Below are 25,900 nucleotides of genomic sequence, written 5' to 3' on the forward strand. Positions count from 1 at the left end.
GCCGAACCGCTCTATCTCTCTCTTTGTTTGAGGCACTGGACCATTGGTGCGTGTCTGGCGCCGGCGCGGCGCATCATGTATGGCTCCGCCGACCTATGCTCCAGGGCCGCCGCATGTCCTTCATCCCCGATACCTCGACGCTGATCCAGTTCGCCATCGCCACCGTTATCCTGGCGATCACGCCGGGACCGGACATGACGCTGTTCGTCTCGCGCACGCTGAGCCAGGGCCGCGCCACCGGCTTTGCCTCGATGGCCGGCGCGCTGTGCGGCACGCTGGTCCACACGACGCTGGTGGTGGTCGGTGTGTCGGCGCTGATCGTCGCCTCACCCATGGCCTTCTTCGCGCTTAAGATTTGCGGCGCCGGCTATCTCGTGTTCCTGGCGTGGCAGGCGATCACCAAGGGTTCGGCCTTTTCGCCGGAGAAGAAGACGGGACCCCAGATTTCGCTGTTCCGCAGCTGGGCGGCCGGGCTTGGTGTCAACCTGCTCAACCCCAAGATCATCCTGTTCTTCATGACCTTCCTGCCGCAGTTCGTCTCCGCGCATGACCCGCATGCGCCGGGAAAGCTGTTCTTTCTCGGTGCGATGTTCATCGTGTTGTCGATCCCGGTGACGGCGCCGATGGTGTTCGCGGCGGAGAAATTCTCGTCTGCGATGAAGGCCAGCCCGCGCGTGACGCGAGTCGTCGATTATCTGTTCGCCGGCGTGTTCTCGGCCTTTGCCCTCAAGATACTGACAGCGCAGGCGAAATAGCCTTTTTCGCAACATTTAATTTAGCACTGTTGCTCATTTGATATTGCGACCCGTCCGAGCTCCCCCTATTCGACTCAGGAGGGTGTTTCGGGGGACTAATGAAAAGCATATTTCTAGCGTCGGTCGCCGTGTTGGCGCTGGTCACCGATGCCGGCGCGCAGGATGCGCGCTATAGCTGGGCCGGTTCCTATATCGGCGTCGAGGGTGGCTATGCCGGCTCGTCGGTCGGCTTCGATGCCGATGCGACCAAGTTTCAGGATACCTACCACAAAAGCGGATTTCTTGGCGGCATTTATGCCGGCCATGATTGGCAGTCCGGAAACGTCGTCTACGGTGTCGTCGGGGATTTCGATTTTGTCGGTGTCGGCAACACGGACTTCGGCGACAGCGAGGCGTTTACCGGCGGCAAGGGTGAAGCCTATAGTTATGATGTCGACTGGGTAGCGACGGCGCGTCTGCGCGCCGGCTATGCGGTGTCGGATCGCTTCCTGGCGTATGCGACCGGCGGTGTGGCGGCCGGTCATTTTCAGGCGACAAATTACGATTATCCGTTCTTGGGCACGAGTTCGACCTCGGATTTTTCCGGCGTGAAGTTCGGCGGCGTCTTTGGTGTGGGTGCCGAATACGCTTTGGCCGACAAGTGGTCGCTGAAGGCGGAGTATCTCCACTACATATTCGACGGAATCGATCCGGGCCCCGGCGGTACGGCAGGTGCGCGGTTCAAGCCATCTCTCGACACCGTCAAATTCGGTATCGCGTACCGCTTCTAACGCAGGCGCTGATCGTCAACCGCTAACGCCAGGTCCGTCATAGGGACGGGCCACGCCCGACGCGGCGATCATTTTTGTGCGCTCTTCGTACTCTTCGAGCGTCAGCGCATAGAGCATTTGGTCAAGGCGCTTGCCGGTGCGGCCGTCGATGCGGTGCGATCGCAAGGTGCCCTCAAGCCGCAGTCCGGACCGTTCGCACACGGCGATTGCCGCTTTGTTGCGCGCCAGGGGCTGGAAGGTGATCTTTTCCAGCTTGCGCTCACGGAAGAAATGCCGGAGCAAGACGACCGAGGCGTCAAAGGCGATGTTCCGGCCCCGGTTCTCGGGATCGCCGACGATCAGATGCAGAGAACCCAGCCTGTGCCTGAGGTCAACCTCCATTACGGCAAGGCCAAGCGGTACATCGTCGGCTTGGCGCAGGATCGTCATCAGGTTGCGCTTCAGATTGTCGAAGCTCCCGACATAGGCGCGAAAAGCCTCAAGCCCCATCGCCTTTTGCGGCGCGTTCAGGCCCTCCATGACCGCCGGATCGGTCAACCATTCCGCGATCTCGTTGGTCATCTCGGATGGCTTTAGCGTGCGGATCCGAACCTTGTCGCTCCACCTGTCGACAAAGACCGGCTTCAGCCGCTGGGCGGCAAGAGGCGTGACAAGTGGTGGGAGAGGCGACCTTGCGCCCTGCTGCGGCATTTTTGGCATGGTCTAGTCATGCGAAAGCAACAGGCCGGGGTCAAGGGTGTCGGCCGAGATCAGGGGCGTCGATCGAGATCAGGTTCCTGCAAAGTTCGCACGCCGGCTTGCCGCCAGCTTCCGGCCCAGCGCCCGGCGCTGAGCCAGTAGAAGATGCCGCCAACCATGCCGCAACCGATCACCGCCATGATCGCGTGGGTGTCTGACACGGCGAAGTCGCTGTCGCCGGTCTGGTGGGCGAGCCCAAGGAAGATAGCCGCGGCCACCGCGCCGCCCAGCGCATAGAACAGCCAGTCGCGCCGGCCGAGGATTTCGGAAACCAGGATGACGATCGAAGCCGGCATGAAGGCGAAATAGGCGACGAACAGGGCGACGAAGGGGATCGAGAACATCAGTGAGGCGGTCGTCGCGGGCTGTGCCGCATGCTCCGGCGTAAAACCGAGATAGGCGAGGAAAATGATGTTGAGGAAAGCGCTGGCCGCCAGCGAAGCGACGACGTAGCCAATCAGGATGACGGCGAAGCGGATGAGGTAGGCGACGAGACGGTTCATCGCAAATCCCGGCGCATTAGATGACCTGACTTGCGGCCGGCCAGAAGCCAGTAGACCGAACCGGCGGCGGTGCCGGCTGTCGCCAGGAAACCGAGAAAGACCGGATTGAAAGCAATCCATCCTGCGGAGCGCGGGGTTGAAAGACCGAATGCGATGGACGTGATCGCACCCATGGCCGCGAAGTAGAACCATCTTCGAAGCGACCACCGTTCGGCGACAAGGATCGCGGGGGCGGCGATCAGTAGCGCGCAGACCATCACGGTCAGCACGGCGAGCGGGAAGGAACCCAGCCAGTCGAATTGGAAAACCATGGACCAGTTCCCTTCTTCGATCCCTTCCAGGAGGACAATCAGAAGCACAGGCACAAGGATCGAGGTCAGCGCGGCGGCAACATAGCCCACTGCAATCGTGGCCAGGCGCTTCACGACGGGACGCTTCACGCCTCGCCGTGCCCTGCTATCATCATTGCCTCGAGCGCCAGCCGGTCGACCTTGCGCATGCGCTCCGAGTCCGACTTCAACTGACCGCAGGCGGCCAGGATGTCGCGGCCGCGCGGCGTGCGGATCGGCGAGGCGTAGCCGGCATTGTTGATGTAGTCTGCGAATTTCTCGATCGTCTCCCAGTCGGAGCACTGGTAGTTGGTGCCGGGCCACGGGTTGAACGGGATCAGGTTGATCTTGGCCGGAATGCCCTTGAGCAGCTTGATCAGGCCCTTGGCGTCCTCGATGGAATCGTTGACGTCCTTCAGCATCACATATTCGAAGGTGATGCGCTTGGCATTCGACAGGCCGGGATAGGCGCGGCAAGCCTCGATCAGTTCCTTCAGCGGATACTTCTTGTTGATCGGCACCAGCAGGTCGCGCAGATCGTCATTGGTGGCGTGCAGCGAGATCGCCAGCATGACGCCGATCTCCTCGCCGGTGCGGAAGATTTCCGGCACGACGCCGGAGGTCGAGAGCGTAATGCGGCGCTTGGACAAGGACAGGCCATCGCCGTCGGAGGCGATCAGCAGCGCCTTCTTCACCGCTTCGAAATTGTAGAGCGGCTCGCCCATGCCCATCATGACGATGTTGGACACTTTGCGGCCCTCCGCCGGCACGATGGCGCCGTCGGGCGTATCGCGATCGGGGAAATCACCGAGCCGGTCCCGCGCGGTGAGCAACTGTGCGAGGATTTCCTCGGCCGTCAGGTTGCGCACCAGCTTCTGCGTGCCGGTGTGGCAGAACGAGCAGGTCAGCGTGCAGCCGACCTGCGAGGAGATGCAGAGCGTGCCGCGGCCTTCCTCGGGGATGTAGACGGTCTCGATCTCGACGGGACGGCCGGCGCCGCGCGGCGGGAATCGGAACAGCCACTTTCGCGTGCCATCGGAGGAAATCTGTTCCTCGACGATCTCGGGCCTGGCGACGGTGAAATGCTTGTCCAGCTCGGCGCGCAAATCCTTGGAGATGTTGAACATGCCGGCAAAGTCGGAGACGCCGCGCACATACATCCAGTGCCAGAGCTGCTGGGCGCGCATCTTGGCCTGGCGCTCAGGCACGATGCCCGAAGCAACCAAGGCTTCGCCAAGTTCGGCGCGGGTCAGGCCGATCAGCGTCGGCTTTTCGGGCTGTGCGGCGCGGGCGCGCAACGCATCACGGGCACCTTCGGCAGTGAGATCAAGCGACAGGGTCATGGCGGTGCTTATATAGGGACGAGGCGAACCCGATCCACAGAGTGTCGGAAAACAAGCGCGGCGCATAGCACAGCTTGGCGGCGGAGTCATGGCATATGGCAGCTCACGCTGTTTTGTCCGTCCTTGCCGGCTTCCGGTTTAACAGCTCGCCTGCCTGTGTTAGGGCTCGCCATCCCCTCCCGAGGATCGACATGGCCCGCACATCGCGAAAATATCCCATGCTGCGGCGTTCGCGCGCGATGTGGGGCTCGCGGCGTGTCTGGCAGCCGCGCCTGGTATTCTGGGCCGGCGCTATCGCCATCGGCCTGATCAGCGTTCTGTTCGCGGTGCTGGCCGACAAGGCGCAAGGTCTGTTCCATGCGATCACCGGCAATGAGGGCGGCTGGCGCAGTTTCCTGCCGCTCGCCATCACACCGCTCGGTTTTGTTCTCTGCGCGTGGCTGGCCCATGCCTTCTTTCCGGGCTCGCAAGGCAGCGGCATTCCGCAGGCGATCGCTGCCCGGCACCTGCGTGACGACGACGATCGAAGCCACCTTCTTTCGTTGCGGCTGGCGGCGGGCAAGATCGCGCTGACCATTGTCGGCCTGTTCTGCGGCGCCTCGATCGGCCGCGAGGGGCCGACCGTCCAGGTCGGGGCATCGCTGATGCTGCAGGTGGCGCGCTGGGGCGGCATGGCACAGGCGCGTGGCCTGATCCTCGCCGGCTCGGCAGCCGGGATCGCGGCGGCCTTCAATACGCCGCTCGCCGGCATCGTCTTCGCCATCGAGGAGATGGGCCGCACCTATGAAGCCCGCACCAACGGGCTGGTGTTGACGGCGGTGATCCTGGCCGGTCTTGCCTCGCTGGGGTTGTTGGGCAACTACACCTATTTCGGCGTGTCGAAGGAAACGATCTCTCTTGCCGCCTGGCCGCTGGTGATTGCCTGCGGCGTCATCGGCGGCGGTTTTGGCGCGCTGTTCTCCTTGCTGGCGCTCAAGGTGACACGGCGGATCCGGCGCTGGCACACACAGCAGCCCCTGCGCCGCGCCCTGATCGTGGCGGCTGTCTGCGGATTGCTGGTGGCCGCCATCGGCATCGCGTCGGGGGGCTGACGTTCGGCACCGGCTATGTGCAAGCGCGCAGTGCGGTCGAGGGGGCTCCGCTGCCATGGTTCTTCTTCGCCGAGAAGTTCCTGGCCGGGCTGTTGTCGATGATCTCCGGCATTCCCGGCGGCATCTTCGCGCCGTCTCTGGCGGTTGGCGCCGGCATCGGCAGTTCGCTCGGCCTGATCTTCGGCGCCAGCAGCGGCATTGCGGCGCTGCTTGGCATGGCCGGCTATTTCGCCGGCGTGGTTCAGGCGCCGATGACGGCCTTCGTCATCATCCTCGAGATGACCGGCAACCATGACAATGTCATAGCGCTGATGCTGGCCTCGATGCTGGGCTACGGTACGGCACGGATAATCTCGCACGAGCCGCTCTATCACGCGCTGTCGCGTGTCTTCATCGCCGATGCCATCAGGCGGCGGCGGGCCGAAGCCACGCCGGAAACAGCGCCAGGCTGAGGAGCAGGTCCTGGAAAGCAAAAGGGCCGGGCTTCGTGGCCCGGCCCTTCATTCAAAGCCGGCTTTTGCCTACTTGCACTTGGCGATCGACGACAGCGCCGCCGAAATGCCCTTCAGCGAAAAGACATAGGAGGTCGGATTGCCACGGCCCGACTTCGCCGTCACCTTCATGTCGGTGCCAGTCTTCATCGCGGCGATCAGCACCGGTTCCTCGGCGGCGTTCTCGACCCAGGCCGACTTGCCGCGCGTGAACATCGAGAACGACTTCTTGTCGATGGTGACGGTGGCCTTGGAGCCTTCCTGGAAAGTGTAGCCGGCGATGAACTGCGGCTCGTAGGACACCTGCTGTCCCGGACGCTGGCTGACGAAGAAGAACATGTCGCCATGGTCGAGTGTCGGCGGCTGTTTGTCGGTCGGCACCGTCAGCACGTAGCAGACCTTGCCGCCCGCCGCCTGGTAACTGTAGGTGCCCCAGGCATTGTGCTGGCCGATCTTGGTCGCCGACTGCGCCAGCGCCGGCGCCGTCACGGCCACCAGGACCAGGCTTGAAACTATAGCTATCAATCCGCGCATCGTTTTTCCCGTATTCCAAATGGTGCGGAGGCAGGCCGGCTTGGCGTCCTGCCCGTCGCTTCATTTTGATTTAATCTGGGTTACCAAACGGTGAATTTTCCTCAAGAAAAGGACCCTTACCCCAGTAAACCACCGCCGTCTCCGTGCCGCCGCTTGAGAAAGCGGCCAACGATGTCCCTGTTTCGAGTTGGAGGCCACGAAAGCGGCAAGAGTTTGACTGTCCCTGTTGCCGCTGGGTGAGTGGATCAACGGTGCCGCGCGCGATCAGTTCTTGTCGGCAATCGCCTGCTTGGCGGCGAGCCGGTGCGCGGGCGTGATATGGGCGCTGACGGCGGTGATCGCGGCGGTCAGCACGGCGATGTCGTCGGTAAAGCCGATGCCGAAGATGAAGTCGGGGATGACATCAAACGGCAGCACGAAATAACCGAGCGCGGCCAGCAAAATGCCCTTGGCGCGCAGCGGCGTGTTCTTGTCCATGGCGCAGTAGTAGGCGGCGACCACGTCCTCCATGAACGGAATGTGGCGCGCGGCCTTCTTCGCCGTGCGCCAGAATTTCTCGCGCACTTCGTTCTCGTCGCCCAGCCTGTCGCGAAAGCCGAAGAAATCAAAACCGGATTCTTGCGCCATCAGTTTCTCCTTGCGGTGCCCGCGCGCATTGTTTCCCGCACGGGTTGCAGGGGAAAATGTGGTGAAAGCGCAAGTCCGCTACAAGATGCCGCCGCCGATTTGCGCTTCGCGGCTCAATCGCGAGCACGCGCGGCAGGCACTCAGCCGCTGAAATAGCGGTTCATCTTCTTCGCCAGTTCGAAATCGAGCACGCTGAGGCCGCCGAGATCGTGTGTGTTCAATGTGACATCCACCGTCTTGTAGACGTTGAACCATTCCGGGTGGTGGTCCATCTTCTCCGCTGCCAGCGCCACGCGGGTCATGAAGGCGAAGGCCTCGGAGAAGTTCTTGAATGTGAAAGTGCGCTTGATGGCGCCGCCATCCGCGGCCAACGACCAACCCTCAAGGCCGGCCAATGCCTCGGCAATCGCGTCCTTGCCCAGTTTCTCTCTCGCCATGTTCGCCTCCCATGCTATTTCGACTAAGTCGTCACATAGATAGCGTCGGATCGATGAGCGCGAAGCCCATAGGGTCTATTCTTTTTGTCTGTCTCGGCAATATCTGCCGTTCACCGCTGGCGGAAGGCGTTTTTCGCGCCGTCCTGGCGGAGTGTGGGCTGGATCGACACGTGCTGATCGATTCGGCGGGCACTGGCGGCTGGCATGCCGGCGAGGCGCCGGACGGGCGTTCGATCGCGATCGCCGCGCTGCACGGCGTCGATATTTCCAGACAGAAGGCACGCAAGGTGACGCTGGACGACTTCTCCCGCTTCGACCTCATTCTCGGCATGGACCGGTCGAATGTCGCCGATCTCAAGGCGCTGGCGCCTGCCGCCATGCGCGACCGCATCCATCTGTTCCTGGAATTGGCGGAGGGCCGGCCACATGACGTGCCGGATCCCTATTACGACGGGCCGGAAGCGTTTGCCTCCGTCTACCGCATGATCCGCACGGCGTCGGAAGCGTTGTCGATACGGCTTGAGGCGCGGCTGTCGGCCGACAGCGGCCAGGCCTCTTCGACGATATAGGGGCCGCCGCCGACCGAATCGCGCGACGACATCAGCACGAAGCGGCCAACACGGAACGGCAGCGTCGAGAAATTGCCGCGTGCCGACAGATACTGGGCAACGTCGAGCGGGCTCGAATTGCGTAAGCGCGCCAGCGTCACATGCGGCATGAACTTGCGCGGGTCGGCGGGAATGCCGAGCCGCTGGCAAATGCGGTCGATCTCGCCTTGCAGCGCCGCAAGGTCGGGCGATGCGGAAACGCCGGCCCACACGGCATGCGGCTTCTTCTGGCCGAAGGCGCCGACGCCGGACAGGTTCAGGGAGAAGGACGGGCGGTGGACCCGGTCAAGAGCGTTGGCGATCTCGTCGGCGATATGGCCCTCGACATCGCCAATGAAGCGCAGCGTCATGTGGTAGTTTTCAACATCGATCCAGCGGGCCCCCGGCAGGCCGCCCCGCAACAGGGACAGCGAAAGGGCGGCGTCACGCGGAATTTCGAGGGCGGTGAAAAGACGCGGCATGAATGAGCCTCCCTTCCTCGAATCGAACTGTACCCCCTAGCGAATCATCGATATTCGAGTGGGGCAAGATGTTTGTTGGTCACAGTTCCTGCAAAAAAGTTTCCCAGGCGGAAGGTGACCTGGGCGTGTCATCAAATCTCAGGATCCGCCCTGTACGGACGCAATGGCCTTTTCAACGGTGGGTAGAATACGCTCGACCATCTGGTCGACGCCGTGTGCGTTCGGGTGCATGCCGTCCTCTAGCTGCAGGGCTGGCTGGCCGGCGACGCCGTCGAGAAAGAACGGATAAAGTGCCGCGTCGTATTTCCTGGCCAGGTCCGGAAAGATCGCGTCGAAAGCGTTCTGGTAGTCAGGGCCAAGATTGGGCGCGGCGCGCATGCCCGCCAGCAGCACGGCAATTTTACGCTGCTTCAACTTGGCGAGCATCTCGTCCAGGTTCTTTCTGACGATATCGGCCGAGACGCCGCGCAGCATGTCGTTGGCGCCGAGTTCCAGGATGACCAGTTGCGTGCCGTCGGGCACGGACCAGTCGAGCCGCGCCATGCCACCGCTCGACGTATCGCCGGAGACGCCGGCATTGGCGACCGTCACGTCAAGACCCTTGGCCCGCAATGCGGCGGCGAGCTTGTCGGTGAAGCCCTGGTCGGGCCCGAGGCCAAAGCCCGCCATCAGGCTGTCACCGAAGCCGACGATCTTGAACGGTTCGGCGCGCGCCGACGAAATGGCGCCGCAAATGCCGAGGAAAAGGATGAAGGCTGCGGCAAATGTGTGTTTGAAAGACATGCGGCAGGCCCCATATGACCGAGGATATTCTCTGGCGAAGGCCTTTGGCAAAGCAGGTTCCGACCTTCTCCCTCCCATATAGGACGATTTGATTTTGACAGAAGCCGTCATCGCGCTGAAACACATATCGCTGACGCTCGGCGAAGGCGCGTCTTCCGTCCATGTGCTGAAGGGCGTCAGCCTCAATGTCGCATCCGGTGAGGCGACGGGTATTGTCGGCCCATCAGGTTCGGGCAAATCGACCTTGCTGATGGTTCTGGCCGGCCTGGAGCGGGTCGATTCGGGAACGATACAAATCGCTGGCGAACTGTTGAACGACAAGACCGAAGACCAGATTGCATCGTTTCGTGGCCGAAACATAGGCATCGTCTTCCAGTCCTTCCACCTGATCCCCAACATGACAGCGCTCGAAAATGTCGCGGTGCCGCTGGAACTGGCTGGCCATGCCGACCCGTTCGGCGTTGCCGCCCGTGAACTGGCGGCGGTGGGCCTGAGCGATCGCGTCACCCATTATCCCGGCGAATTGTCGGGCGGCGAACAGCAGCGCGTGGCGATTGCCAGGGCGCTGGCGCCGTCGCCGCGCATCCTGATCGCCGACGAACCGACTGGTAATCTCGACCAGGCGACGGGGCGACAGGTCGCCGATCTCTTGTTCGCCAAGGCGGCCGAGCGCGGCATGACGCTGGTGCTGGTCACCCATGATCCAGTACTTGCGGCGCGCTGCACCCGCCAGGTTTCGATGCGCTCCGGCCGTATCGAAACGCCCGTGCCCGTCAAGGTGACGGCCTGATGCCGCTTTCGCAGACGCTGAAGCTCGCCGTCCGGTTCTCGCTGCGCGAGATGCGCGGCGGCCTGTCCGGCTTCCTGATCTTCCTTGCCTGCATCGCCCTTGGCGTCGCGGCGATCGGTGGCGTCAATTCGGTGGCGCGGGCGATCACCGCCGGGGTCGCCAACCAGGGCCAGACCTTGCTTGGCGGCGATCTGCGCTTCCAGATCAACCAGCGCGACGCGACAGGGCCGGAACGCGCCTTCCTTGATGGGCTGGGCGCGGTGTCGCACAGCGCCAACATGCGTTCGATGGCACGGCTCGAAGACGGTTCCGACCAGGCGCTGGTCGAGGCCAAGGCGGTCGACGATGCCTACCCGCTTTACGGCGCGCTGGAGACGGAACCCGCGCTGTCGAAGCAGGACCTGTTCGGCGAAAGGTCCGGCGTCTTCGGCGCGGCGGCACCCGATCTGCTGTTCGAGCGGCTGAACATCAAGCTGGGCGACCGGCTGAAGCTCGGCAGCGCCATTTTCGAACTGCGCGCCAGGCTTGTCACCGAGCCGGACGCGGTGTCGGAGGGTTTCGGTTTCGCGCCACGGCTGATGATTTCGACGGATGGGCTTGCCGCCACCGGCCTGGTCCAGCCGGGCAGCCTGGTCGAGAACGCCTACAAGATCCGACTGCCCGCCGACACCAGCGAGGCTGGCATCAAGGAAATCCAGGATCAGGCTGGAAAGGATTTTCCGGAGGCGGGATGGTCGATCCGCACGCGCGGCAACGCGGCACCGGCGCTGTCCTCCAACATCGAGCGCTTCTCGCAGTTCCTGACGCTGGTCGGGCTGACGGCGCTGGTGGTCGGCGGCGTTGGCGTGGCCAATGCGGTGCGCGCCTATCTCGACGGCAAGCGCGGCGTCATCGCCACCTTCAAGAGCCTGGGCGCTTCGGGCGGCTTCGTCTTCACCGTCTATCTGGTGCAGATCCTGATGATTGCTGCACTTGGCATCGCGCTCGGCCTCGTTCTCGGAGCACTGATGCCGTTCGCCGCCAGCGCTGCCCTGCGGTCGGTCATTCCAGTGCCGGCGGAAGGCGGCTTCTATCCCGGTGCGCTCGGCATGGCGGCGCTGTTCGGGCTGCTGGTGACGCTCGCCTTCGCTCTTCTTCCGCTCGGTCGTGCCCGCGATGTGCCGGCCACCGCGCTGTTTCGTGAAATGGGGCTCGAAGGCCGTGGCTTTCCGCGCGCCCGCTATGTCGTCGCGGCGCTTGGCATCGCGCTGCTGCTGGCGGCGCTGGCCATCCTGTTTTCCGGCGACCGCCGCATCGCCTCGATCTTCGTCGGCGCCACCATCTTTGCTTTCCTGGTGCTGCGCCTTGTCGGCGCGCTGGTGCAATGGGCGGCAAGGAAGAGCCCGCGTGTGCGCTCGGTCGCGCTCCGGCTCGCCATCGGCAACATCCATCGCCCTGGCGCCCTGACACCCTCGGTCGTGCTGTCGCTGGGGCTCGGATTGACGCTGCTGGTGACGCTGGCGCTGATCGACGGCAATCTCAGGCAGCAGATCTCCGGCAGCCTGCCTGAAAAGGCGCCGAACTTCTTCTTTGTCGACATCCAGAGCAGCGATGTCGATGCGTTCGCCACGCTGGTCAACAAGGAGGCGCCGCAAGGTACCTTGGTCAAGGTGCCGATGCTGCGCGGCCGGGTGATGGCGCTGAACGGCGTCGACGTCGACAAGGTGAAGGTTCCCGCCGAAGGCGCCTGGGTGCTGAAAGGCGATCGCGGCCTGACCTATGACGAAAAACTTCCCGAAAACACCACGCTGACCGAGGGCACGTGGTGGCCGGCCAATTATACCGGAGAGCCGCTGGTGTCGTTCTCTGCCGAGGAAGGCAAGCAGATCGGGCTGAAGCTGGGTGACACCATCACGGTCAATGTGCTGGGACGCAACGTCACCGCGAAGATCGCCAATTTCCGGCAGGTGCAATGGGAGACGATGGGCATCAATTTCGTCATGGTGTTCTCGCCCAACACATTCGCCGGAGCGCCGCATGGCTGGATGGCGACACTGACCGAAAAGAATGCCTCGACGGTGGATGACGCCCGTCTTCTCAATGCCGTCACGCGCGCCTTCCCGGCGGTGACCACGGTGCGGGTCAAGGACGCGCTCGATGTCGTCAACCGGTTGGTCGGCCAGCTCGGCACGGCGATCCGGGCCGCGGCCGGCGTGGCTTTGATCGCGTCGGTACTGGTGCTGGCCGGCGCGCTCGCCGCCGGCAACCGGGCCCGTGTCCATGACGCGGTAGTGTTGAAGACGCTTGGCGCGACCCGCAGGACGCTGATATCGGCCTTCTCGCTGGAATACATGCTGATCGGGCTCGCCACCGCGGTTTTCGCCCTGGCGGCGGGTAGCGTCGCCGCGTGGTTCGTCGTCGCTAGGATCATGACGCTGCCCTCGCATTTCATGCCGGAAGTGGCGGTGGCGACCATTGTCTTTTCGCTGGTGATCACGGTCGGCATGGGCCTTGCCGGGACCTGGCGGGTGCTCGGGCAGAAGGCCGCTCCGGTGCTGCGCAACCTCTGATCCTCGACTGTCGGCGACGCGGCTTGGTTAAATTTGAGTCATAATGAGCCTCTACAGGCCGAAAACAGCATTGCGTGCGCCTCACGAAGCATTACAGTCCGGTTACGGACTTGTTCTTGACACCAAGAACCATCATATTTCGCCATAGGCATGCTGGAGCCCTGCCAGCGGCGCCTGGGTCCGAAAGGACCTGACACCCGACGGGGCAGAAGCAATATGAGGACTCCAATGGCTGAACCCATTCGCAACTATCAGACGCGCGCCGTGCCCGGCGCCGGCGTCGATGCAGGCATCGATCAGGGCCTGCGCGCCTACATGATCAAGGTCTACAATCTGATGGGGCTTGGCCTCCTCATCACGGGTCTTGCCGCGATCGGCACGATCATGCTGGCCACGACCACCAATCCGGCCGCCGCCGTGGCCACGCTGCCAAGCGGCGAGATGCTGACCTCCTTCGGCTACGCGATCTTCGGCTCGCCGCTGCGCTGGGTGGTGATGCTGGCGCCCCTGGCCGCCGTGCTGTTCCTGTCGTTCCGCGTCCAGTCGATGAGCGTTTCGGCCGCGCAGACGACATTCTGGGTCTATGCCGGCCTGGTCGGTCTGTCGCTGTCGTCGATCTTCCTGGTCTACACCACGGCCAGCATCTCGCAGACCTTCTTCGCCACCGCCGCGGCCTTCGGCGCGCTGTCGCTCTTCGGCTACACGACCAAGCGCGACCTGTCGGCCATGGGCTCGTTCCTGATCATGGGCGTGTTCGGCATCATCATCGCGTCGTTGATCAACTTGTTCCTGCAGTCGTCGGCGCTGACCTTCGCCATCTCGGCGATCGGCGTGCTAGTCTTCGCGGGCCTGACCGCCTACGACACGCAGAACATCAAGGAGATGTATTACGAGGGTGATGCCACGGATGTCGCCGGCCGCAAGGCGATCATGGGCGCTCTGAGGCTCTATCTCGACTTCATCAACCTGTTCATGTTTCTGCTGCAGTTCATGGGCGACCGCCGTTAAAGCGGGCATCATGGTCTGACTGGACCATCGAGTTTGGAAAGGGCGGCCCAATGGCCGCCCTTTTCTTTTGTGCCGGTCCTTGCTGTTATCGAAGGCAGATAGAAGGCTTGCACAAGGAATGAGCATGCTCACGATACGGGCGGCGTCTTCGGCCGACCTCGACGCCATCACCGAAATCTATGCCGACGCCGTGGCCCACGGCACGGCGAGCTACGAACTGGAGCCACCCGGCCGCGCCGAGATGGGCGCGCGATTCGACGTGCTCTCGGTTGGCGGCTTCCCCTATCTGGCAGCGGAAAAGGGCGGTGCCGTGCTGGGCTATGCCTATGCCGGGCCCTTCCGGCCGCGTCCGGCCTACCGTTTCATCGTCGAGGATTCCGTCTATGTCGCACCAGAGGCCAAAGGCCAGGGCGTCGGCCTGTTGTTGATGCGGCATCTGATCGAGGCCGCGCGGGCGGCGGGCTTTCGCCAGATCGTCGCGGTGATTGGCGACGGCCGGCCGGACAGCGCCTCGGTTCGGCTACATGAAAAGCTTGGCTTTCGCCATTCAGGGCACCTCGAAGGCTCCGGCTACAAGCATGGGCGGTGGCTGGACACGGTGTTCATGCAACTGGCGATGAACGGTGGGGCGTCGATTCCGCCTGATCCGGACTCACTGCCGGAACGGAAATTCCGCCAGCAAAAATAAGAGCCTGATTTTTACGAAATTCCTGACGAAAAACCGGTCCCCATTTTACGGGATCATGCTTTAAGCCTGCACCAGCTTCAGCTTGCCGTCGAAGACGCCAAGCACGCGGCCGAGTTCCTGGCCGCGCTTGAGGATGCGGCCGCCTGCTGCGATGACGGCAAAGGCGCCCTGCTTGCGGGCGAGTTTCGGATCCTTGACGATCTGGAACAGCGGCACTTCGCTGGCGCGGCGAAAGACGGAAAACACAGCCCTGTCGGTGAGATGGTCGATGGCGTAGTCGCGCCACTCATTGGCGGCGACCATGCGTCCGTAGAGCCTGAGGATCTGGTCCAGTTCACGCCGCTCGAAGCGCACCGGCTGGTCGAGGCGCTCGCGTCGCGCCTCATACAGCGGGATCAATATCGCGGATGCGTCACCATCCCCCGTCCCGCCGCTGTCATCAGTCATGCCTCGATCCCTCAAAATGAATCTTTGCCAACCAAAGTTGGCCCCTTCGCGCTGCAATTGCAAGACCCGGCGAGGCGAGGCGGTGGTGCGCTATTCCGGCACGTCCAGTCACTTTTGTAACGCGCCCTGTTGGAATTGGTGATGCTTCGCCACATTTCTGCCTTTTTTTATCCGCGCTCATGCCCCAATGTCCGACGAATTTACCGGTGTTGCCTGAGACGGTTCGGTCCGGCACCGGCTCGTAAACCCCAAGCCCCCCGCCCACGGGTCTGCGTCGGATCGAACCAACCTCGGTTTATCTCTTGGAAAAATCGAGAGCGACGATCCCAAAACTCAAATGACCGACGTCAGAAGCAAGCTGACGTCGGTCTTTTCATGTCTGCGTCAGTTCAGTTGAAGTGCAGCGCGGCGATTTTTGTGGGGTTAGACTGCCCAATATTATCGCGTTGCGTGCCGGGGCATTCGGATGACCTGCCGGCTTCTTGCAGGGGTCCGAGTGCCGCGATCTACGGCTTGTGGATGAAAGCCGCGCCCAGGATGGGGCCGGGCAGGCCATCCTTGCCCACCGATTGCAGCAGCACCGCGGAGCCGCCCTTCTTGGAAATCTCGGTCATCGGCAATTCGTAGCGCTGTGCCTTGCCATGCCACATTCCGGCGGTCTGGATGCTTGTGACCGAATTCCAGTAGGTCATCTTGCGGCCGACGTTCTCGCCCTTGCCGATCTTGATCGTCTGCGGAGGCTCGAAGTAGACGATAATGACATGGGCGTCGCTGGGGCCCGACCCGGCGTCGCCGGTGTCGATGATAACACGGTCGCTTGTCCTGCTGACCTTGACGCTGACCCGCATGCCCTCGCCGGCCTTCTCCAGGCGGTTGAGTGAGCCGTTGACCTCGCCGCGGCTGGCGCCGTTTACGTGGACGCGACCGTTGATGACGGCTTGCGGTGTGTAGACGGAGCGGCTGCCGAAGGTGCGCATGTAGTCATACTGCCGATCGGTGTTCTCCTTGCGGCTCAACGTGTCCTGCCAGCCGAGATAATCCCAGTATTCGACGTGGTAGGCGAGCGCGACAATGTCGTCCCGGGCGGCCAGTTCGGCGAAGAACTCGTCGGCCGGCGGACAGGAGTTGCAGCCTTGGCTGGTGAACAGCTCAACCACGCCCAGGGGCTTGTCGGCCTGCGGCTTGTCAATCGGAAGGGTGCTGAGCGTGGGTCGGTCGCTCTGCGGCCGGCTGAACTGGGGTCGGTCGCTCTGGCCGGCAACCGCCGATCCGGCAAACACCGAGACCGCCAGCGCGAACACCGCTAGCTGCAAGAGTCTTCGAAATGCCATGGTCGTTCCGATTCCCGCCGGTGGCGCCGGCCTTGTTATGATTGGCGGAATATGTGGCAGAAGCAACAGTCAACGGGAAGTCACGTTGCGGTGAAATTTTTGCCATTGCCATCAGCCACGAAGGCACAATAGGAGGCAGCGGAAACCTCCGGCCGGGAGACAGATCGGGCAACAACAAACGATGTGGCGATATCTCCTGGCCCCGGTCGATCTCTGTTGCAAGCGGACCGTCCGGAACTTTGGTTCGAACCAGTCAATACATTGAGCAACCTTGCTTTTCTCGCGGCTGGGCTCTGGGCGTGCGCGAAGTGCGAAGGCTGGCAGTAGGCAGAAGGCAGTAGGCGTGTCCTTCCCTACGGCCTACTGCCTTAATCCCTGCTCTTAAGCTGCCAGATCGCGCAGTACGTATTGCAGGATGCCGCCGTTCTTGAAGTAGTCGAGTTCGTCCAGCGTATCGATGCGGCAGATGATCGGCACGTTCTTCACCGTGCCGTCGCCATAGGTGATCCTGGCGGTCATCGTCTGGCGTGGCTTGATGGCGCTCAGTCCGTCGATTTCGACCAGCTCATCGCCCTTGAGATTGAGCGAGGCCCATGACGTGCCTTCCTCGAAGACGAAGGGGATTACGCCCATGCCGACCAGGTTCGAACGATGGATGCGCTCGAAGGACTGGGCGATGACGGCGCGGACGCCAAGGAGATTTGTTCCCTTGGCCGCCCAGTCGCGCGACGAGCCATTGCCGTATTCAACGCCGGCGAAGATCACCAGCGGCACGCCTTCCTTCTTGTATTCCATCGCCGCGTCGTAGATCGATTCCTCTTCCTTCGACGGGTAGTGGATGGTGTAGCCGCCCTCGCGGCCATTCTCGCCCAGCATGTGGTTGCGGATGCGGATGTTGGCGAAGGTGCCGCGCATCATCACCTCATGATTGCCGCGCCGCGTGCCGTACTGGTTGAAGTCGGCGACGCCGACGCCATGATCGATGAGGTATTTGCCGGCTGGCGAGGCCGCCTTGATCGAGCCCGCCGGCGAGATGTGGTCGGTGGTGATCTTGTCGCCGAACAGGCCGAGGACGCGGGCGCCCTTGATGTCGCCGATCTTGCCGAAGCCAGCGGTCATGCCGGCGAAATAGGGCGGGTTCTGCACATAGGTCGAGTTGTCGTCCCAGGCATAGGTCTGGCCTTCCGGCGCCTGGACCTTCTGCCAGTGTTCGTCACCTTTGAAGACATCCGCGTATTTGCGGGCAAACAGCTCGCGGGTGACGTTCTTCTCGATGAACTCCTGGATCTCGGCCGAGCTTGGCCAGATGTCCTTGAGGTAGACCGGATTGCCGTTCTTGTCCTCGCCGAGCGGCTCGGTGGTCAGGTCCTTGGTGACGGTCCCAGCCAGCGCATGGGCGACGACCAGCGGCGGCGAGGCGAGGTAGTTGGCCTGCACGTCGGGCGAGACGCGGCCTTCGAAGTTGCGGTTGCCCGACAAGACCGCGGCAGCAATCAGACCTTTGTCGTTGATGGTCTTGGAGATAGGCGCCGGCAGCGGGCCGGAATTGCCGATACAGGTGGTGCAGCCGAAGCCGACCAGGTTGAAGCCGATCTGGTCGAGTTCCTTCTGCAGCCCGGACTTCTCCAGATACTCGGCGACCACCTGGCTGCCGGGCGCCAGCGAAGTCTTCACCCACGGCTTCTGCTTCAAACCGAGGCGATTGGCGTTGCGGGCGAGCAGGCCCGCACCGATGAGCACGCTCGGGTTCGAGGTGTTGGTGCAGGAGGTGATGGCGGCGATGACGACGTCGCCATGGCCGAGATCATGGTCGGTGCCTTCGACGGCATAGCGTTTGTGGATCTCGGCTGCCTTCTTGTATTCGGTCTCCATCGCCTTGGCGAAGCCTTCCGGAATGCCTTCCAGCGCGACACGGCCCTCGGGGCGCTTGGGGCCGGCCATTGACGGCACGACGCTGCCGAGTTCCAACTCGAGCAGGTCGGTGAAGACCGGATCGGCCGAGCCGGCTTCACGCCACATGCCTTGCGCCTTCGCATAGGCCTCGACCAGCGCAATGCGGCTCTCCTCGCGACCGGACATGGTCAGATAGCGGATGGTTTCGTTGTCGACGGGGAAGAAGCCGCAGGTCGCGCCATATTCCGGCGCCATATTGCCGATGGTGGCGCGGTCGGCCAGCGTCATGTTCGACAGACCTGGGCCGAAGAACTCGACGAACTTGCCGACGACACCCTTCTTGCGCAGCATCTGGGTGACGGTGAGCACGAGGTCGGTGGCGGTGACGCCTTCCTTTAGCTTGCCGGTGAGGCGGAAGCCGATGACTTCGGGCAGGAGCATGGAGACGGGCTGGCCAAGCATCGCCGCCTCGGCTTCGATGCCGCCGACGCCCCAGCCGAGAACGCCAAGGCCGTTGATCATCGTGGTGTGCGAATCGGTGCCGACGCAGGTGTCGGGATAGGCGGTTGTTTCGCCATCCTCGGTGTTGGTCCAGACGACCTGGCCGAGATATTCGAGGTTGACCTGGTGGCAGATGCCGGTGCCGGGCGGCACGACGCGGAAGTTGCGGAACGCCTGCTGGCCCCATTTCAGGAACTTGTAGCGTTCCTCGTTGCGCTCGTATTCGAGCTCGACATTGCGGGCAAAAGCCATCGGGGTGCCGAACTCGTCGACGATGACGGAATGGTCGATGACGAGGTCGACGGGAACCAGCGGATTGATCTTCTGCGGGTCGCCGCCGAGCGAGGCCATGGCGTCGCGCATGGCTGCCAGATCAACCACGGCGGGAACGCCGGTGAAATCCTGCATCAGCACGCGGGCGGGGCGATAGGCGATCTCGACGCCGGCGGTGCCCTTGTCGGTCAGCCAGCCGGCAACCGCCTGGATGCTTTCCTTGGTGACGGAGCGGCCGTCCTCGTTGCGCAAAAGGTTTTCGAGCAGCACCTTCATCGAATAGGGCAGCTGGGCGATACCAGTGAGGCCGTTCTTTTCGGCCTCGATGAGGTCGAAATAGACATACTCGGTGCCACCCGCGGTCAGGGTGCGGCGGCAGTTGAAACTATCGAGGGATTTTGACACGTGCGATCCGTCCTTGTCTGTTCAGCCTGAAAGGGAACGGACGCCGATGGCATGCAATCACGCGCAAAGGTGCGGGTACGGCCATTTCCGCTGTCCGTTCCCAAGCAACCCGAGCCGTTCAAGGCGGCGCGTGCGCTGGTTCGGCGCTAATTCTGTTCCCGCGCCGACCGCTGGCACGGATGCACCGCATATAGAGAATTTTCTGGAATAGTTCTAGACAGTTGGAAAGCAAATTTGTGCGATGCGGCAGTCGCCGCGCGCGATGATTTCGGGGCGGGCAAGGATGCGGCTGATCGCCGAAGATCTGGGCGGCGAACGCGGCGGCGAGCCCGTATTTTCCGGCATCGGGTTTGTGCTGGAGAGCGGCCAGGCACTGATCGTCACCGGGCCGAACGGTTCGGGAAAATCGACGCTTCTGCGAATCATCGCCGAGCTGCTGCCGGCGGCGAAAGGCCGCGTGCTGATCGAGGGCGGCGGCGGCGAATTCCCCTCGGTCGCGTCGGCCTGTCACTATCTCGGCCATCAGAACGCGATGAAAACGGCATTGAGCGTGGCGGAGAACCTCCGCTTCTGGCGCGACTTCAATGGCGCGGGTTTTCTGGGCATCGAAGAGGCGCTTGAAACCGTTGGGCTCGGCGGCATCGGCCATCTGCCGTTCGGTTACCTGTCGACCGGACAGCGACGCCGCGCGGCGATCGCGAAACTGCTGGTCAGCCATCGGCCGCTGTGGCTGCTCGATGAGCCGACGGCGGGACTGGACAAGGCGTCGGAAGAACGATTTGGCGTGCTGATGGGGAAGTATCTCGAAGGCGGGGGGATCGTGGTCGCCGCCACGCATTTGCCGCTGGGGCTGGATGGGGCACAGGAATTGAAGATGGGGATAGCTCTTTGATGTCGGCGCTCGACAGCGCTCCCCTCTGCCCTGCCGGGCATCTCCCCCTCGAGGGGGGAGATCGGATGTTGCCTCGGCCTTCGCCAATCTCCAACGTTCGAGGACTGGCGAGATGCATGAACTGCCAATCTCCCCCCTTGAGGGGGAGATGGCCGGCAGGCCAGAGGGGGGTGCCTGGGCACAGGCGTTTCAAATCATGCTAGCCCTCTTCCTCCGCGACATCCGTCTCAACATCCGTGCCGGCGGCGGCGCGCTGACCGGCGTCATCTTCTTCCTCGCTGTGATCGCGACGATCCCCTTCGGTGTCGGCCCCGACCTGAAACTGCTTGCACGCATCGGCCCGGCGATCCTCTGGATCGGGGCGCTGCTTGCCTGCCTGCTCGGCCTTGACCGCCTGTTCCAGGCCGACCGCGAGGACGGTTCGCTCGACCTTTTGGTTGTTGGCAACGACCGCCACATGCTGGCCTTGACGGTGCTGGTGAAATGCCTGGCGCATTGGGCGGGGAGCGTGCTGCCGCTGGTGGTCGCGGCCCCTTTGCTTGGCCTGTTCATGAACATGGAGCCGCTTGCCATCGGCGCCACGGCTCTGACGCTGCTGGTCGGCACGCCGGCGATCACTTTCATAGGTGCCGCTGGCGCGGCTGTGGCGGTGGCGCTGCCGCGCGGCGGGTTGCTGATCTCGGTGCTGGTGCTGCCGCTGACCATTCCGGTGCTGATCTTCGGGGTTTCGGCGAGCTATGGCGCAACAGTCAATCCCGATCCCTTCCTGCAGCCCTTCCTCATTCTTGCCGCGCTGACGCTGTTTCTTGCCGTGCTGGGGCCGGTCTCCGCGGCGCTGGCGTTGCGGCACGGAACGGATTGAGGCCGTCGTGCACCACGGATGATGGTGGCATGCGGCGCGGCGCCAGATTGCGAAGCCGAGGATGCAAGGCTAAGGGAAAGCATGATCGAACGAAGCGGCATGATCGGGCTGAGAGTCTGCGCGGAGCGGCTCGCATGAGCGCGCACGCCCTTTACGTCACCGCCGCCTACGGCATCACGGCCGTTGTTCTGGCTGGGCTGATCGGCTGGATCCTCATCGACCAGCGGGCACGCAAGCGCGAGCTCGCCGAACTCGAAGAGGCCGGCATCCGGCGGCGTTCCGACAAGGCCGGGACGGTCAAATCATGAGCATGGAAACGGATACGCCGGCGCGTGGGCGACGCTTGATCGTGCTTTTGCCGCTGCTGGTTTTTCTTGGATTGGCGGGACTGTTCCTGTCGCAGCTGCTGTCTGGCCGCGACATTTCGGAAGTGCCGTCGGCCTTGATCGGCCTGCCGGCACCGCGGACAAACCTGCCGCCGCTTGAAGGCAGCAATCTGCCGGGGCTCGATTCCACACAATTCGCGGGGCGGGTCACACTGGTCAACGTGTTCGCGTCATGGTGCGCGCCGTGCCGGGAAGAACATCCCGTGCTGCTCGCTTTGTCGCAGGACAAGCGCTTCGTCATGGCGGCGCTGAATTACAAGGACCGGCCGGAAAACGCCCGCCGGTTCCTCGGCGATCTCGGCAATCCGTTCCAGGCCATCGGCGTCGACGAAGCTGGCCGCACGGCGATCGACTGGGGTGTCTACGGCGTGCCGGAAACCTTCGTCATCGGCAAGGACGGCAAGATCGCCTACAAGCATGTCGGCCCGCTGACGCCGGAGTCGGCGCAGACCGTGCTGTTGCCGCAGATCGACAAGGCGCTTGCGGCGCCCTGATATTCAGGTGATGCCGGCCTGCGAACGGCGGCTTTCCGCGCTTCCGGTGCTCACGCACCCAAAAGTACGCTGCGCTCCGGTTTTCGAAATCCACCGTTCTCGACTCGGCCTGACCTGAATCTCAACGCGCCTGGGTGGCGCATGAGTCGCTCGACCTAAGATCAGCCGTAGATCTGCTTGTGGACCTGGTACAGCATCTCTGAGCGGTCGGCGCGCATGTCGGCCAGATCGCGGCTGGAGAAGCTGTCGATTTCGGCGACGAGGCGGTTGTAGTGCTTGCGCTTGGCGATGCTGGTGCGAGCGCGGTTCATGAGGTCGTTGAAGATCATGGGTGTGTTCCCTTTATTGCACCGCATTCTCGCGGCCGTTGTTCCTCCCTTGATCAGTACGAAGCATGACATAGGAATGGTGCGTTGCAAAAAGAAGATGTTGCAATGCAGCATTGCGCGCAGCGCATAGCCGGTTAATGGCGCCCTAACCACCGCGCGCCGGCCGAGCCGTGCTGCCGCGTCCGTCTCTCCCGTTTTGTCTTACAATTGCGGATGTCCCGTCTTGCCATATCGATCGCAGGCTGGCTTGATCCGGCGTCACGTGATGCCGGGAGGAAAAGCGCATGGCGGCTGCAGACTATTATGAAGTTCTCGATCCGCGCTTCGCGCGACTGTTCAACGGCACCGCGCAGGTGGAAAAACTCTTTACCGGATGCCGGTGGGCGGAAGGGCCGGCGTGGTTCGCGGCTGGCCGCTATGTGGTCTGGTCCGACATTCCGAACAACCGCATGCTGCGTTACGACGAGACCGACGGCAGCGTCAGCGTGTTCCGGCAACCGTCCGGCAATTCCAACGGCAACACCGTCGACCGGCAGGGCCGGCTGGTGACGTGCGAGCATTCGGGCCGCCGCGTCAGCCGCACCGAGCATGACGGCTCGATCACCACCATCGCCGACAGATGGAAGGGCAAGCGGCTGAACTCGCCCAACGACGCCGTGGTGAAGTCCGACGGGTCGATCTGGTTCACCGATCCGAGCTACGGCATCGACAGCGACTATGAGGGCGACAAGGCGCAGAGCGAGATCGGTTCCTGCAATGTCTACCGGGTCGATCCCGGCAGCGGCGACGTGGAGGCTGTCATCACCGACATGGTCAGGCCCAACGGGCTCGCCTTCTCGCTCGACGAGAGCAAGCTCTATGTCGTCGACACCGGCCGCACGCATGGCGCCGACAACCCCGCCCATATGCGCGTGTTCAACGTCGGCAAGGGCGGCAAGAAGGTTTCCGGCGAAAAAGTCTTCGCCGACTGCACGGCCGGCCTGTTCGACGGTTTCAGGCTGGACGACCAGGAGCGCATCTGGACGAGTGCCGCCGACGGCATACATTGCTACGATCCGGACGGAACGCTGATCGGCAAGGTCAAGGTGCCGGAAATCACCGCCAATTGCGTGTTCGGCGGCAACAAGATGAACTGCCTGTACATCGCCGGCACGACGTCGCTCTACGTGGTGCGGCTCATGGTCAACGGGGCCAGGACTTTTTGAGGTTGCTGGAAACTCTTCTTTGGCGGGTTTTGCTGGCGTTTCCGCGCTTGTCCGCGGTGCCTGCCGCGCTACGGTTGCCGCTGCCGCCACGCGGTTCGCCAGAGCGAATTTCGAATCGGCTTCCTGACGGCAGCCGACAAAATTCAAAGGGAGAAAATCATGCCTTTCGTCAACATCCGCATCGTCAAGGAAGTGATCGCCGCCGACCCCGCCGGCAAGAAGGCTGACATCGCCAAAAAAGTCACGGCTGCCATCATGGACGCCACCGGCCTCAGCAATGACGACGTCTGGGTGGTTTTTGAAGAGGTCAATGCGCGCGACTGGTATGTCGGCAAGACCGATGTCGAGACGCTGAGGAAGGGTTAGGACGAAGGAGTGGCGAAGCCGTTCCTTCGTCCTCCTAGGGTATGCGCGCGTCGCTTCGCTCCTTGCTCCGCCCTAGGATGACGAAGCGTGTTGGGTGGCCACTCAAAGATCAACGTGAGCGGATGAACTCCGCGAATGCTGAAAGCGCCTCGCGCATCGCCAGCACATTTTCCGCTTCAGCCAAAATAGCCGCCACCTCCGGCGACTTCTTGCCCAACAGCCCAATCTCCAGCGCCACGTCTTCATAAAGCGCGAAAGACATGGTCCGCATGATCTCGGCCAGCGCCGTACGGGCAAAAAGCGAGCGCGGCGAGGCGTGCACCAGCATGGCTGGCTTGCCGACTGCGGCGTCGCGCGACACCAGCCAGTCGAGCGCGTTCTTCAGTCCTCCCGGCACGCCATGGGCATATTCAGGGCAGGATACGATGACGCCATCGGCGGTTGTGACGGAGTCGATCAGCTCGGATGCTGCCAGTGGGGTCCGGTCGCCCTCGCTATCGGGGTTGAAGATCGGCAGGTGGCCGAGCCGGCCATAGACCGTGACACGGCATCCAGGTGGCTCGTTGCGCGCAAGTGCCGCGACCAGGGCCGAATTGGTGGAGGCTGCCCGCAGGCTGCCGGAAATGACGATGATATTCAGCACTGTGTGGGACCAGCCAGGACGAATCGTGTCCGGACGAGACTACCACATCGTCTGCTTGTAGCTCTCGTCCAGCCAGCGGTCGGTCGCCTCGACGGAATCGGCGAGCGCCAGCTGGTCGCGCAGGATCTGGCCGAGCGTAGGCAGCGTCGAACGGTCGTACCAGCTCTCCGGCTTCCACAGGTCGGAGCGCATGAAAGCCTTGGCGCAATGCATGTAGGTGGCCTTGACCGTGACCACTATGACGCTTTGCGGTTCCCTGCCATCAACGGCAAGCCGTTCGCGCAAGGTGGCGTCGACGGTGATGCGGGCGTCGCCATTGACGCGCAGCGTCTCGTTCATGCCGGGAATGAGGAAGAGCAGGCCGACCGAAGGGTTGAGGATAATGTTCTCAAGCGTGTCCAGCCGGTTGTTGCCGGGCCGGTCGGGAATGGCGATGGTCCTGTCGTCGAGAATGGCCGCGAAACCGGGCCGGTCGCCCCTCGGCGTCACGTCGGCGTTGCCGGCGCCATCGGATGAACCGATCAGTACGAACGGGCTCTTGCCGATGAAGGAGCGGCAATGGCCATCCAGCGTCTTCAGCTCCTTGCGGATCGAGCCGTCGGTGGGCCGGGGCGTCTTGTAGATCGTCCTCAGCTCTTCGCGCGTCGAGACGAATTCCATGGCACACTCCCTATTGTCTGGCGGCCCTATTGTTTGCCGGCTTTTTCTCCGGTCTTGTCGTCAAGCGAATGGCGCAGGATCAGCGGCATCTGGCTTAGAGTGAAGACAAGCGTGATGGGAATCGTGCCCCAGACCTTAAAATAAAGCCAGGTTTCTTCCGAAAAATTCCGCCATACGACCTCGTTCACCACGGCCAGAAAGAGGAAGAAAACACCCCATCGAAAAGTGAGTTTCCGCCAGCCCTCGGCGTCGAGGCTGAAGGCCGAGTCGAAGACATAGCCGAGCAGCGATCTGCGGAAAACCAGCCCGCCAAGAAGCGTAGCGCCGAACAAGGTGTTGATGATCGTCGGCTTCATGAAAGCGAAGGTCTTGTCTTGAAGCCACAGCGCCAGCGCGCCAAACACAAACACGACGATGGCCGAGACCAGCGGCATAATCGGCCAACTGCGCGTCAAGATCCACGAAACACTGAGTGACAGCGCCGTTGCCACCATGAAAAAGGCCGTCGCGATCAGGATCGGTTCACCGAGATGATTGAGGATCGGGAACTTCTCGGCCAGCCACGCGCCGCGAATGGTTGTGAAAAAGAACACCAGGCCAGGTCCCAGTTCGAGCAGGAACTTTAGGCCGGGATTCAACGTCTTGCGGCGCGGGTCGGACGGGTCGCGTTCGAGGATGGGTGGGTTCATGGAATTTCTTTCTTGCGCA

Annotated in this window: 29 protein-coding genes and 1 pseudogene; 14 read left to right on the plus strand and 16 right to left on the minus strand. The window is 62.8% G+C overall.

Annotated features, from left to right (window positions below):
* Positions 1-113 precede the first annotated feature (113 nt).
* Positions 114-755: a LysE family translocator gene (locus LGH82_RS20165; protein ID WP_227344417.1), complete on the plus strand. Its 642-nt coding sequence runs from the start codon at positions 114-116 to the stop codon at positions 753-755.
* Positions 756-853: 98 nt separating this feature from the next.
* Positions 854-1,525, plus strand: coding sequence for an outer membrane protein (locus tag LGH82_RS20170; RefSeq protein WP_227344418.1), 672 nt, complete (start codon positions 854-856; stop codon positions 1,523-1,525).
* A 15-nt stretch (positions 1,526-1,540) separates the two neighbouring features.
* Here LGH82_RS20170 and LGH82_RS20175 read toward each other — a convergent pair whose 3' ends face one another.
* The 4 genes from LGH82_RS20175 to rlmN are packed head-to-tail and all read right to left on the minus strand — an operon-like array spanning position 1,541 to position 4,438.
* Complete coding sequence (locus tag LGH82_RS20175; RefSeq protein ID WP_227344419.1) at positions 1,541-2,224, minus strand: GNAT family N-acetyltransferase; 684 nt, start codon at positions 2,222-2,224, stop codon at positions 1,541-1,543.
* A gap of 50 nt (positions 2,225-2,274) precedes the next feature.
* Positions 2,275-2,766: a hypothetical protein gene (locus LGH82_RS20180; RefSeq protein ID WP_227344420.1), complete on the minus strand. Its 492-nt coding sequence runs from the start codon at positions 2,764-2,766 to the stop codon at positions 2,275-2,277.
* Positions 2,763-3,191 (minus strand): hypothetical protein, encoded by a 429-nt coding sequence (locus tag LGH82_RS20185; RefSeq protein ID WP_227344421.1) that lies wholly within the window; start codon positions 3,189-3,191, stop codon positions 2,763-2,765. Before LGH82_RS20185 ends, LGH82_RS20180 begins: the two co-directional genes overlap by 4 nt.
* 11 nt (positions 3,192-3,202) lie before the next feature.
* Entirely contained in the window at positions 3,203-4,438 is a 1,236-nt protein-coding gene (rlmN, locus tag LGH82_RS20190) for a 23S rRNA (adenine(2503)-C(2))-methyltransferase RlmN (protein ID WP_227344422.1), read from the minus strand.
* Positions 4,439-4,629: 191 nt separating this feature from the next.
* On the opposite strand from rlmN, the pseudogene LGH82_RS20195 reads away from it, so the two are divergent.
* A pseudogene (locus LGH82_RS20195) lies at positions 4,630-5,981 on the plus strand (chloride channel protein).
* Between the two features lie 69 nt (positions 5,982-6,050).
* Here LGH82_RS20195 and LGH82_RS20200 read toward each other — a convergent pair.
* From LGH82_RS20200 to LGH82_RS20210, 3 genes are all read right to left on the minus strand, one after another.
* Positions 6,051-6,554 (minus strand): invasion associated locus B family protein, encoded by a 504-nt coding sequence (locus tag LGH82_RS20200; protein ID WP_227344423.1) that lies wholly within the window; start codon positions 6,552-6,554, stop codon positions 6,051-6,053.
* Between the two features lie 264 nt (positions 6,555-6,818).
* A complete protein-coding gene (locus LGH82_RS20205) occupies positions 6,819-7,181 on the minus strand; it encodes a YkvA family protein (protein WP_227344424.1) in 363 nt (120 codons plus the stop codon).
* Between the two features lie 140 nt (positions 7,182-7,321).
* Complete coding sequence (locus tag LGH82_RS20210) at positions 7,322-7,618, minus strand: 4a-hydroxytetrahydrobiopterin dehydratase (RefSeq protein WP_227344425.1); 297 nt, start codon at positions 7,616-7,618, stop codon at positions 7,322-7,324.
* 53 nt (positions 7,619-7,671) lie between these two features.
* Here LGH82_RS20210 and LGH82_RS20215 point away from each other — a divergent pair, with 53 nt between their 5' ends.
* Positions 7,672-8,187 carry a low molecular weight protein-tyrosine-phosphatase gene (locus tag LGH82_RS20215; RefSeq protein ID WP_227344426.1) on the plus strand — a complete coding sequence of 172 codons (516 nt, stop codon included), beginning with the start codon at positions 7,672-7,674 and terminating at the stop codon, positions 8,185-8,187.
* Here the strand turns inward: LGH82_RS20215 and thpR are convergent.
* Together thpR and LGH82_RS20225 are read right to left on the minus strand one after the other, a co-directional pair.
* A complete protein-coding gene (gene thpR / locus LGH82_RS20220; protein ID WP_227344427.1) occupies positions 8,094-8,687 on the minus strand; it encodes an RNA 2',3'-cyclic phosphodiesterase in 594 nt (197 codons plus the stop codon). The two genes, LGH82_RS20215 and thpR, sit on opposite strands and share 94 nt — an antisense overlap.
* A gap of 138 nt (positions 8,688-8,825) precedes the next feature.
* Positions 8,826-9,470, minus strand: a complete 645-nt coding sequence (locus LGH82_RS20225; RefSeq protein WP_227344428.1) for an arylesterase — start codon at positions 9,468-9,470, stop codon at positions 8,826-8,828.
* A gap of 94 nt (positions 9,471-9,564) precedes the next feature.
* On the opposite strand from LGH82_RS20225, the gene LGH82_RS20230 reads away from it, so the two are divergent.
* The 4 genes from LGH82_RS20230 (at position 9,565) to LGH82_RS20245 (ending at position 14,505) form a co-directional block, all read left to right on the plus strand.
* Complete coding sequence (locus LGH82_RS20230; protein ID WP_227344429.1) at positions 9,565-10,260, plus strand: ABC transporter ATP-binding protein; 696 nt, start codon at positions 9,565-9,567, stop codon at positions 10,258-10,260.
* Positions 10,260-12,809 (plus strand): ABC transporter permease, encoded by a 2,550-nt coding sequence (locus tag LGH82_RS20235; RefSeq protein WP_227344430.1) that lies wholly within the window; start codon positions 10,260-10,262, stop codon positions 12,807-12,809. Before LGH82_RS20230 ends, LGH82_RS20235 begins: the two co-directional genes overlap by 1 nt.
* Before the next feature lie 228 nt (positions 12,810-13,037).
* Positions 13,038-13,817 (plus strand): Bax inhibitor-1/YccA family protein, encoded by a 780-nt coding sequence (locus LGH82_RS20240; RefSeq protein WP_227344431.1) that lies wholly within the window; start codon positions 13,038-13,040, stop codon positions 13,815-13,817.
* Positions 13,818-13,899: 82 nt separating this feature from the next.
* Positions 13,900-14,505 carry a GNAT family N-acetyltransferase gene (locus tag LGH82_RS20245; RefSeq protein ID WP_264484401.1) on the plus strand — a complete coding sequence of 202 codons (606 nt, stop codon included), beginning with the start codon at positions 13,900-13,902 and terminating at the stop codon, positions 14,503-14,505.
* Positions 14,506-14,565: 60 nt separating this feature from the next.
* Here LGH82_RS20245 and LGH82_RS20250 read toward each other — a convergent pair whose 3' ends face one another.
* The 3 genes from LGH82_RS20250 to acnA all read right to left on the minus strand — a co-directional run bounded on the left by LGH82_RS20250 (position 14,566) and on the right by acnA (position 19,355).
* On the minus strand, positions 14,566-14,952 hold the full coding sequence (locus LGH82_RS20250; RefSeq protein ID WP_227344433.1) for a DUF2794 domain-containing protein: 387 nt from the start codon (positions 14,950-14,952) through the stop codon (positions 14,566-14,568).
* 506 nt (positions 14,953-15,458) lie between these two features.
* Positions 15,459-16,283 carry a DUF1223 domain-containing protein gene (locus LGH82_RS20255; RefSeq protein ID WP_227344434.1) on the minus strand — a complete coding sequence of 275 codons (825 nt, stop codon included), beginning with the start codon at positions 16,281-16,283 and terminating at the stop codon, positions 15,459-15,461.
* A 381-nt stretch (positions 16,284-16,664) separates the two neighbouring features.
* The gene (gene acnA, locus LGH82_RS20260) at positions 16,665-19,355 is read right to left on the minus strand and encodes an aconitate hydratase AcnA (protein ID WP_227344435.1); all 2,691 of its coding nucleotides are present in this window, start codon (positions 19,353-19,355) and stop codon (positions 16,665-16,667) included.
* Positions 19,356-19,638: 283 nt separating this feature from the next.
* Between acnA and ccmA the strand changes: the two genes are divergently transcribed.
* The 4 genes from ccmA (at position 19,639) to LGH82_RS20280 (ending at position 21,989) form a co-directional block, all read left to right on the plus strand.
* The gene (ccmA, locus tag LGH82_RS20265) at positions 19,639-20,247 is read left to right on the plus strand and encodes a heme ABC exporter ATP-binding protein CcmA (protein WP_227349642.1); all 609 of its coding nucleotides are present in this window, start codon (positions 19,639-19,641) and stop codon (positions 20,245-20,247) included.
* Positions 20,248-20,443: 196 nt separating this feature from the next.
* Positions 20,444-21,109 carry a heme exporter protein CcmB gene (gene ccmB, locus LGH82_RS20270; RefSeq protein ID WP_227344436.1) on the plus strand — a complete coding sequence of 222 codons (666 nt, stop codon included), beginning with the start codon at positions 20,444-20,446 and terminating at the stop codon, positions 21,107-21,109.
* Positions 21,110-21,243: 134 nt separating this feature from the next.
* Positions 21,244-21,417, plus strand: coding sequence for a heme exporter protein CcmD (gene ccmD / locus LGH82_RS20275; RefSeq protein WP_227344437.1), 174 nt, complete (start codon positions 21,244-21,246; stop codon positions 21,415-21,417).
* Positions 21,414-21,989, plus strand: a complete 576-nt coding sequence (locus LGH82_RS20280; protein WP_227344438.1) for a DsbE family thiol:disulfide interchange protein — start codon at positions 21,414-21,416, stop codon at positions 21,987-21,989. The genes ccmD and LGH82_RS20280 overlap by 4 nt, the downstream gene beginning before the upstream one ends.
* 161 nt (positions 21,990-22,150) lie before the next feature.
* On the opposite strand, the gene LGH82_RS20285 is transcribed toward LGH82_RS20280, so the two are convergent.
* Entirely contained in the window at positions 22,151-22,318 is a 168-nt protein-coding gene (locus LGH82_RS20285) for a hypothetical protein (RefSeq protein ID WP_227344439.1), read from the minus strand.
* Positions 22,319-22,602: 284 nt separating this feature from the next.
* Here LGH82_RS20285 and LGH82_RS20290 point away from each other — a divergent pair, with 284 nt between their 5' ends.
* Positions 22,603-23,523: an SMP-30/gluconolactonase/LRE family protein gene (locus tag LGH82_RS20290; RefSeq protein WP_227344440.1), complete on the plus strand. Its 921-nt coding sequence runs from the start codon at positions 22,603-22,605 to the stop codon at positions 23,521-23,523.
* Between the two features lie 159 nt (positions 23,524-23,682).
* Positions 23,683-23,889: a tautomerase family protein gene (locus LGH82_RS20295; RefSeq protein WP_013528835.1), complete on the plus strand. Its 207-nt coding sequence runs from the start codon at positions 23,683-23,685 to the stop codon at positions 23,887-23,889.
* 109 nt (positions 23,890-23,998) lie between these two features.
* Here the strand turns inward: LGH82_RS20295 and LGH82_RS20300 are convergent, their stop codons facing one another.
* The 3 genes from LGH82_RS20300 to LGH82_RS20310 are packed head-to-tail and all read right to left on the minus strand — an operon-like array spanning position 23,999 to position 25,881.
* The gene (locus tag LGH82_RS20300; RefSeq protein WP_227344441.1) at positions 23,999-24,532 is read right to left on the minus strand and encodes an NADPH-dependent FMN reductase; all 534 of its coding nucleotides are present in this window, start codon (positions 24,530-24,532) and stop codon (positions 23,999-24,001) included.
* Between the two features lie 39 nt (positions 24,533-24,571).
* Positions 24,572-25,192 (minus strand): pyridoxamine 5'-phosphate oxidase family protein, encoded by a 621-nt coding sequence (locus LGH82_RS20305; RefSeq protein WP_227344442.1) that lies wholly within the window; start codon positions 25,190-25,192, stop codon positions 24,572-24,574.
* Between the two features lie 26 nt (positions 25,193-25,218).
* On the minus strand, positions 25,219-25,881 hold the full coding sequence (locus tag LGH82_RS20310) for a septation protein A (RefSeq protein ID WP_227344443.1): 663 nt from the start codon (positions 25,879-25,881) through the stop codon (positions 25,219-25,221).
* Positions 25,882-25,900: the final 19 nt, after the last annotated feature.

It is taken from the genome of Mesorhizobium sp. PAMC28654 (assembly GCF_020616515.1).
Classification (GTDB): Bacteria; Pseudomonadota; Alphaproteobacteria; order Rhizobiales; family Rhizobiaceae; genus Mesorhizobium.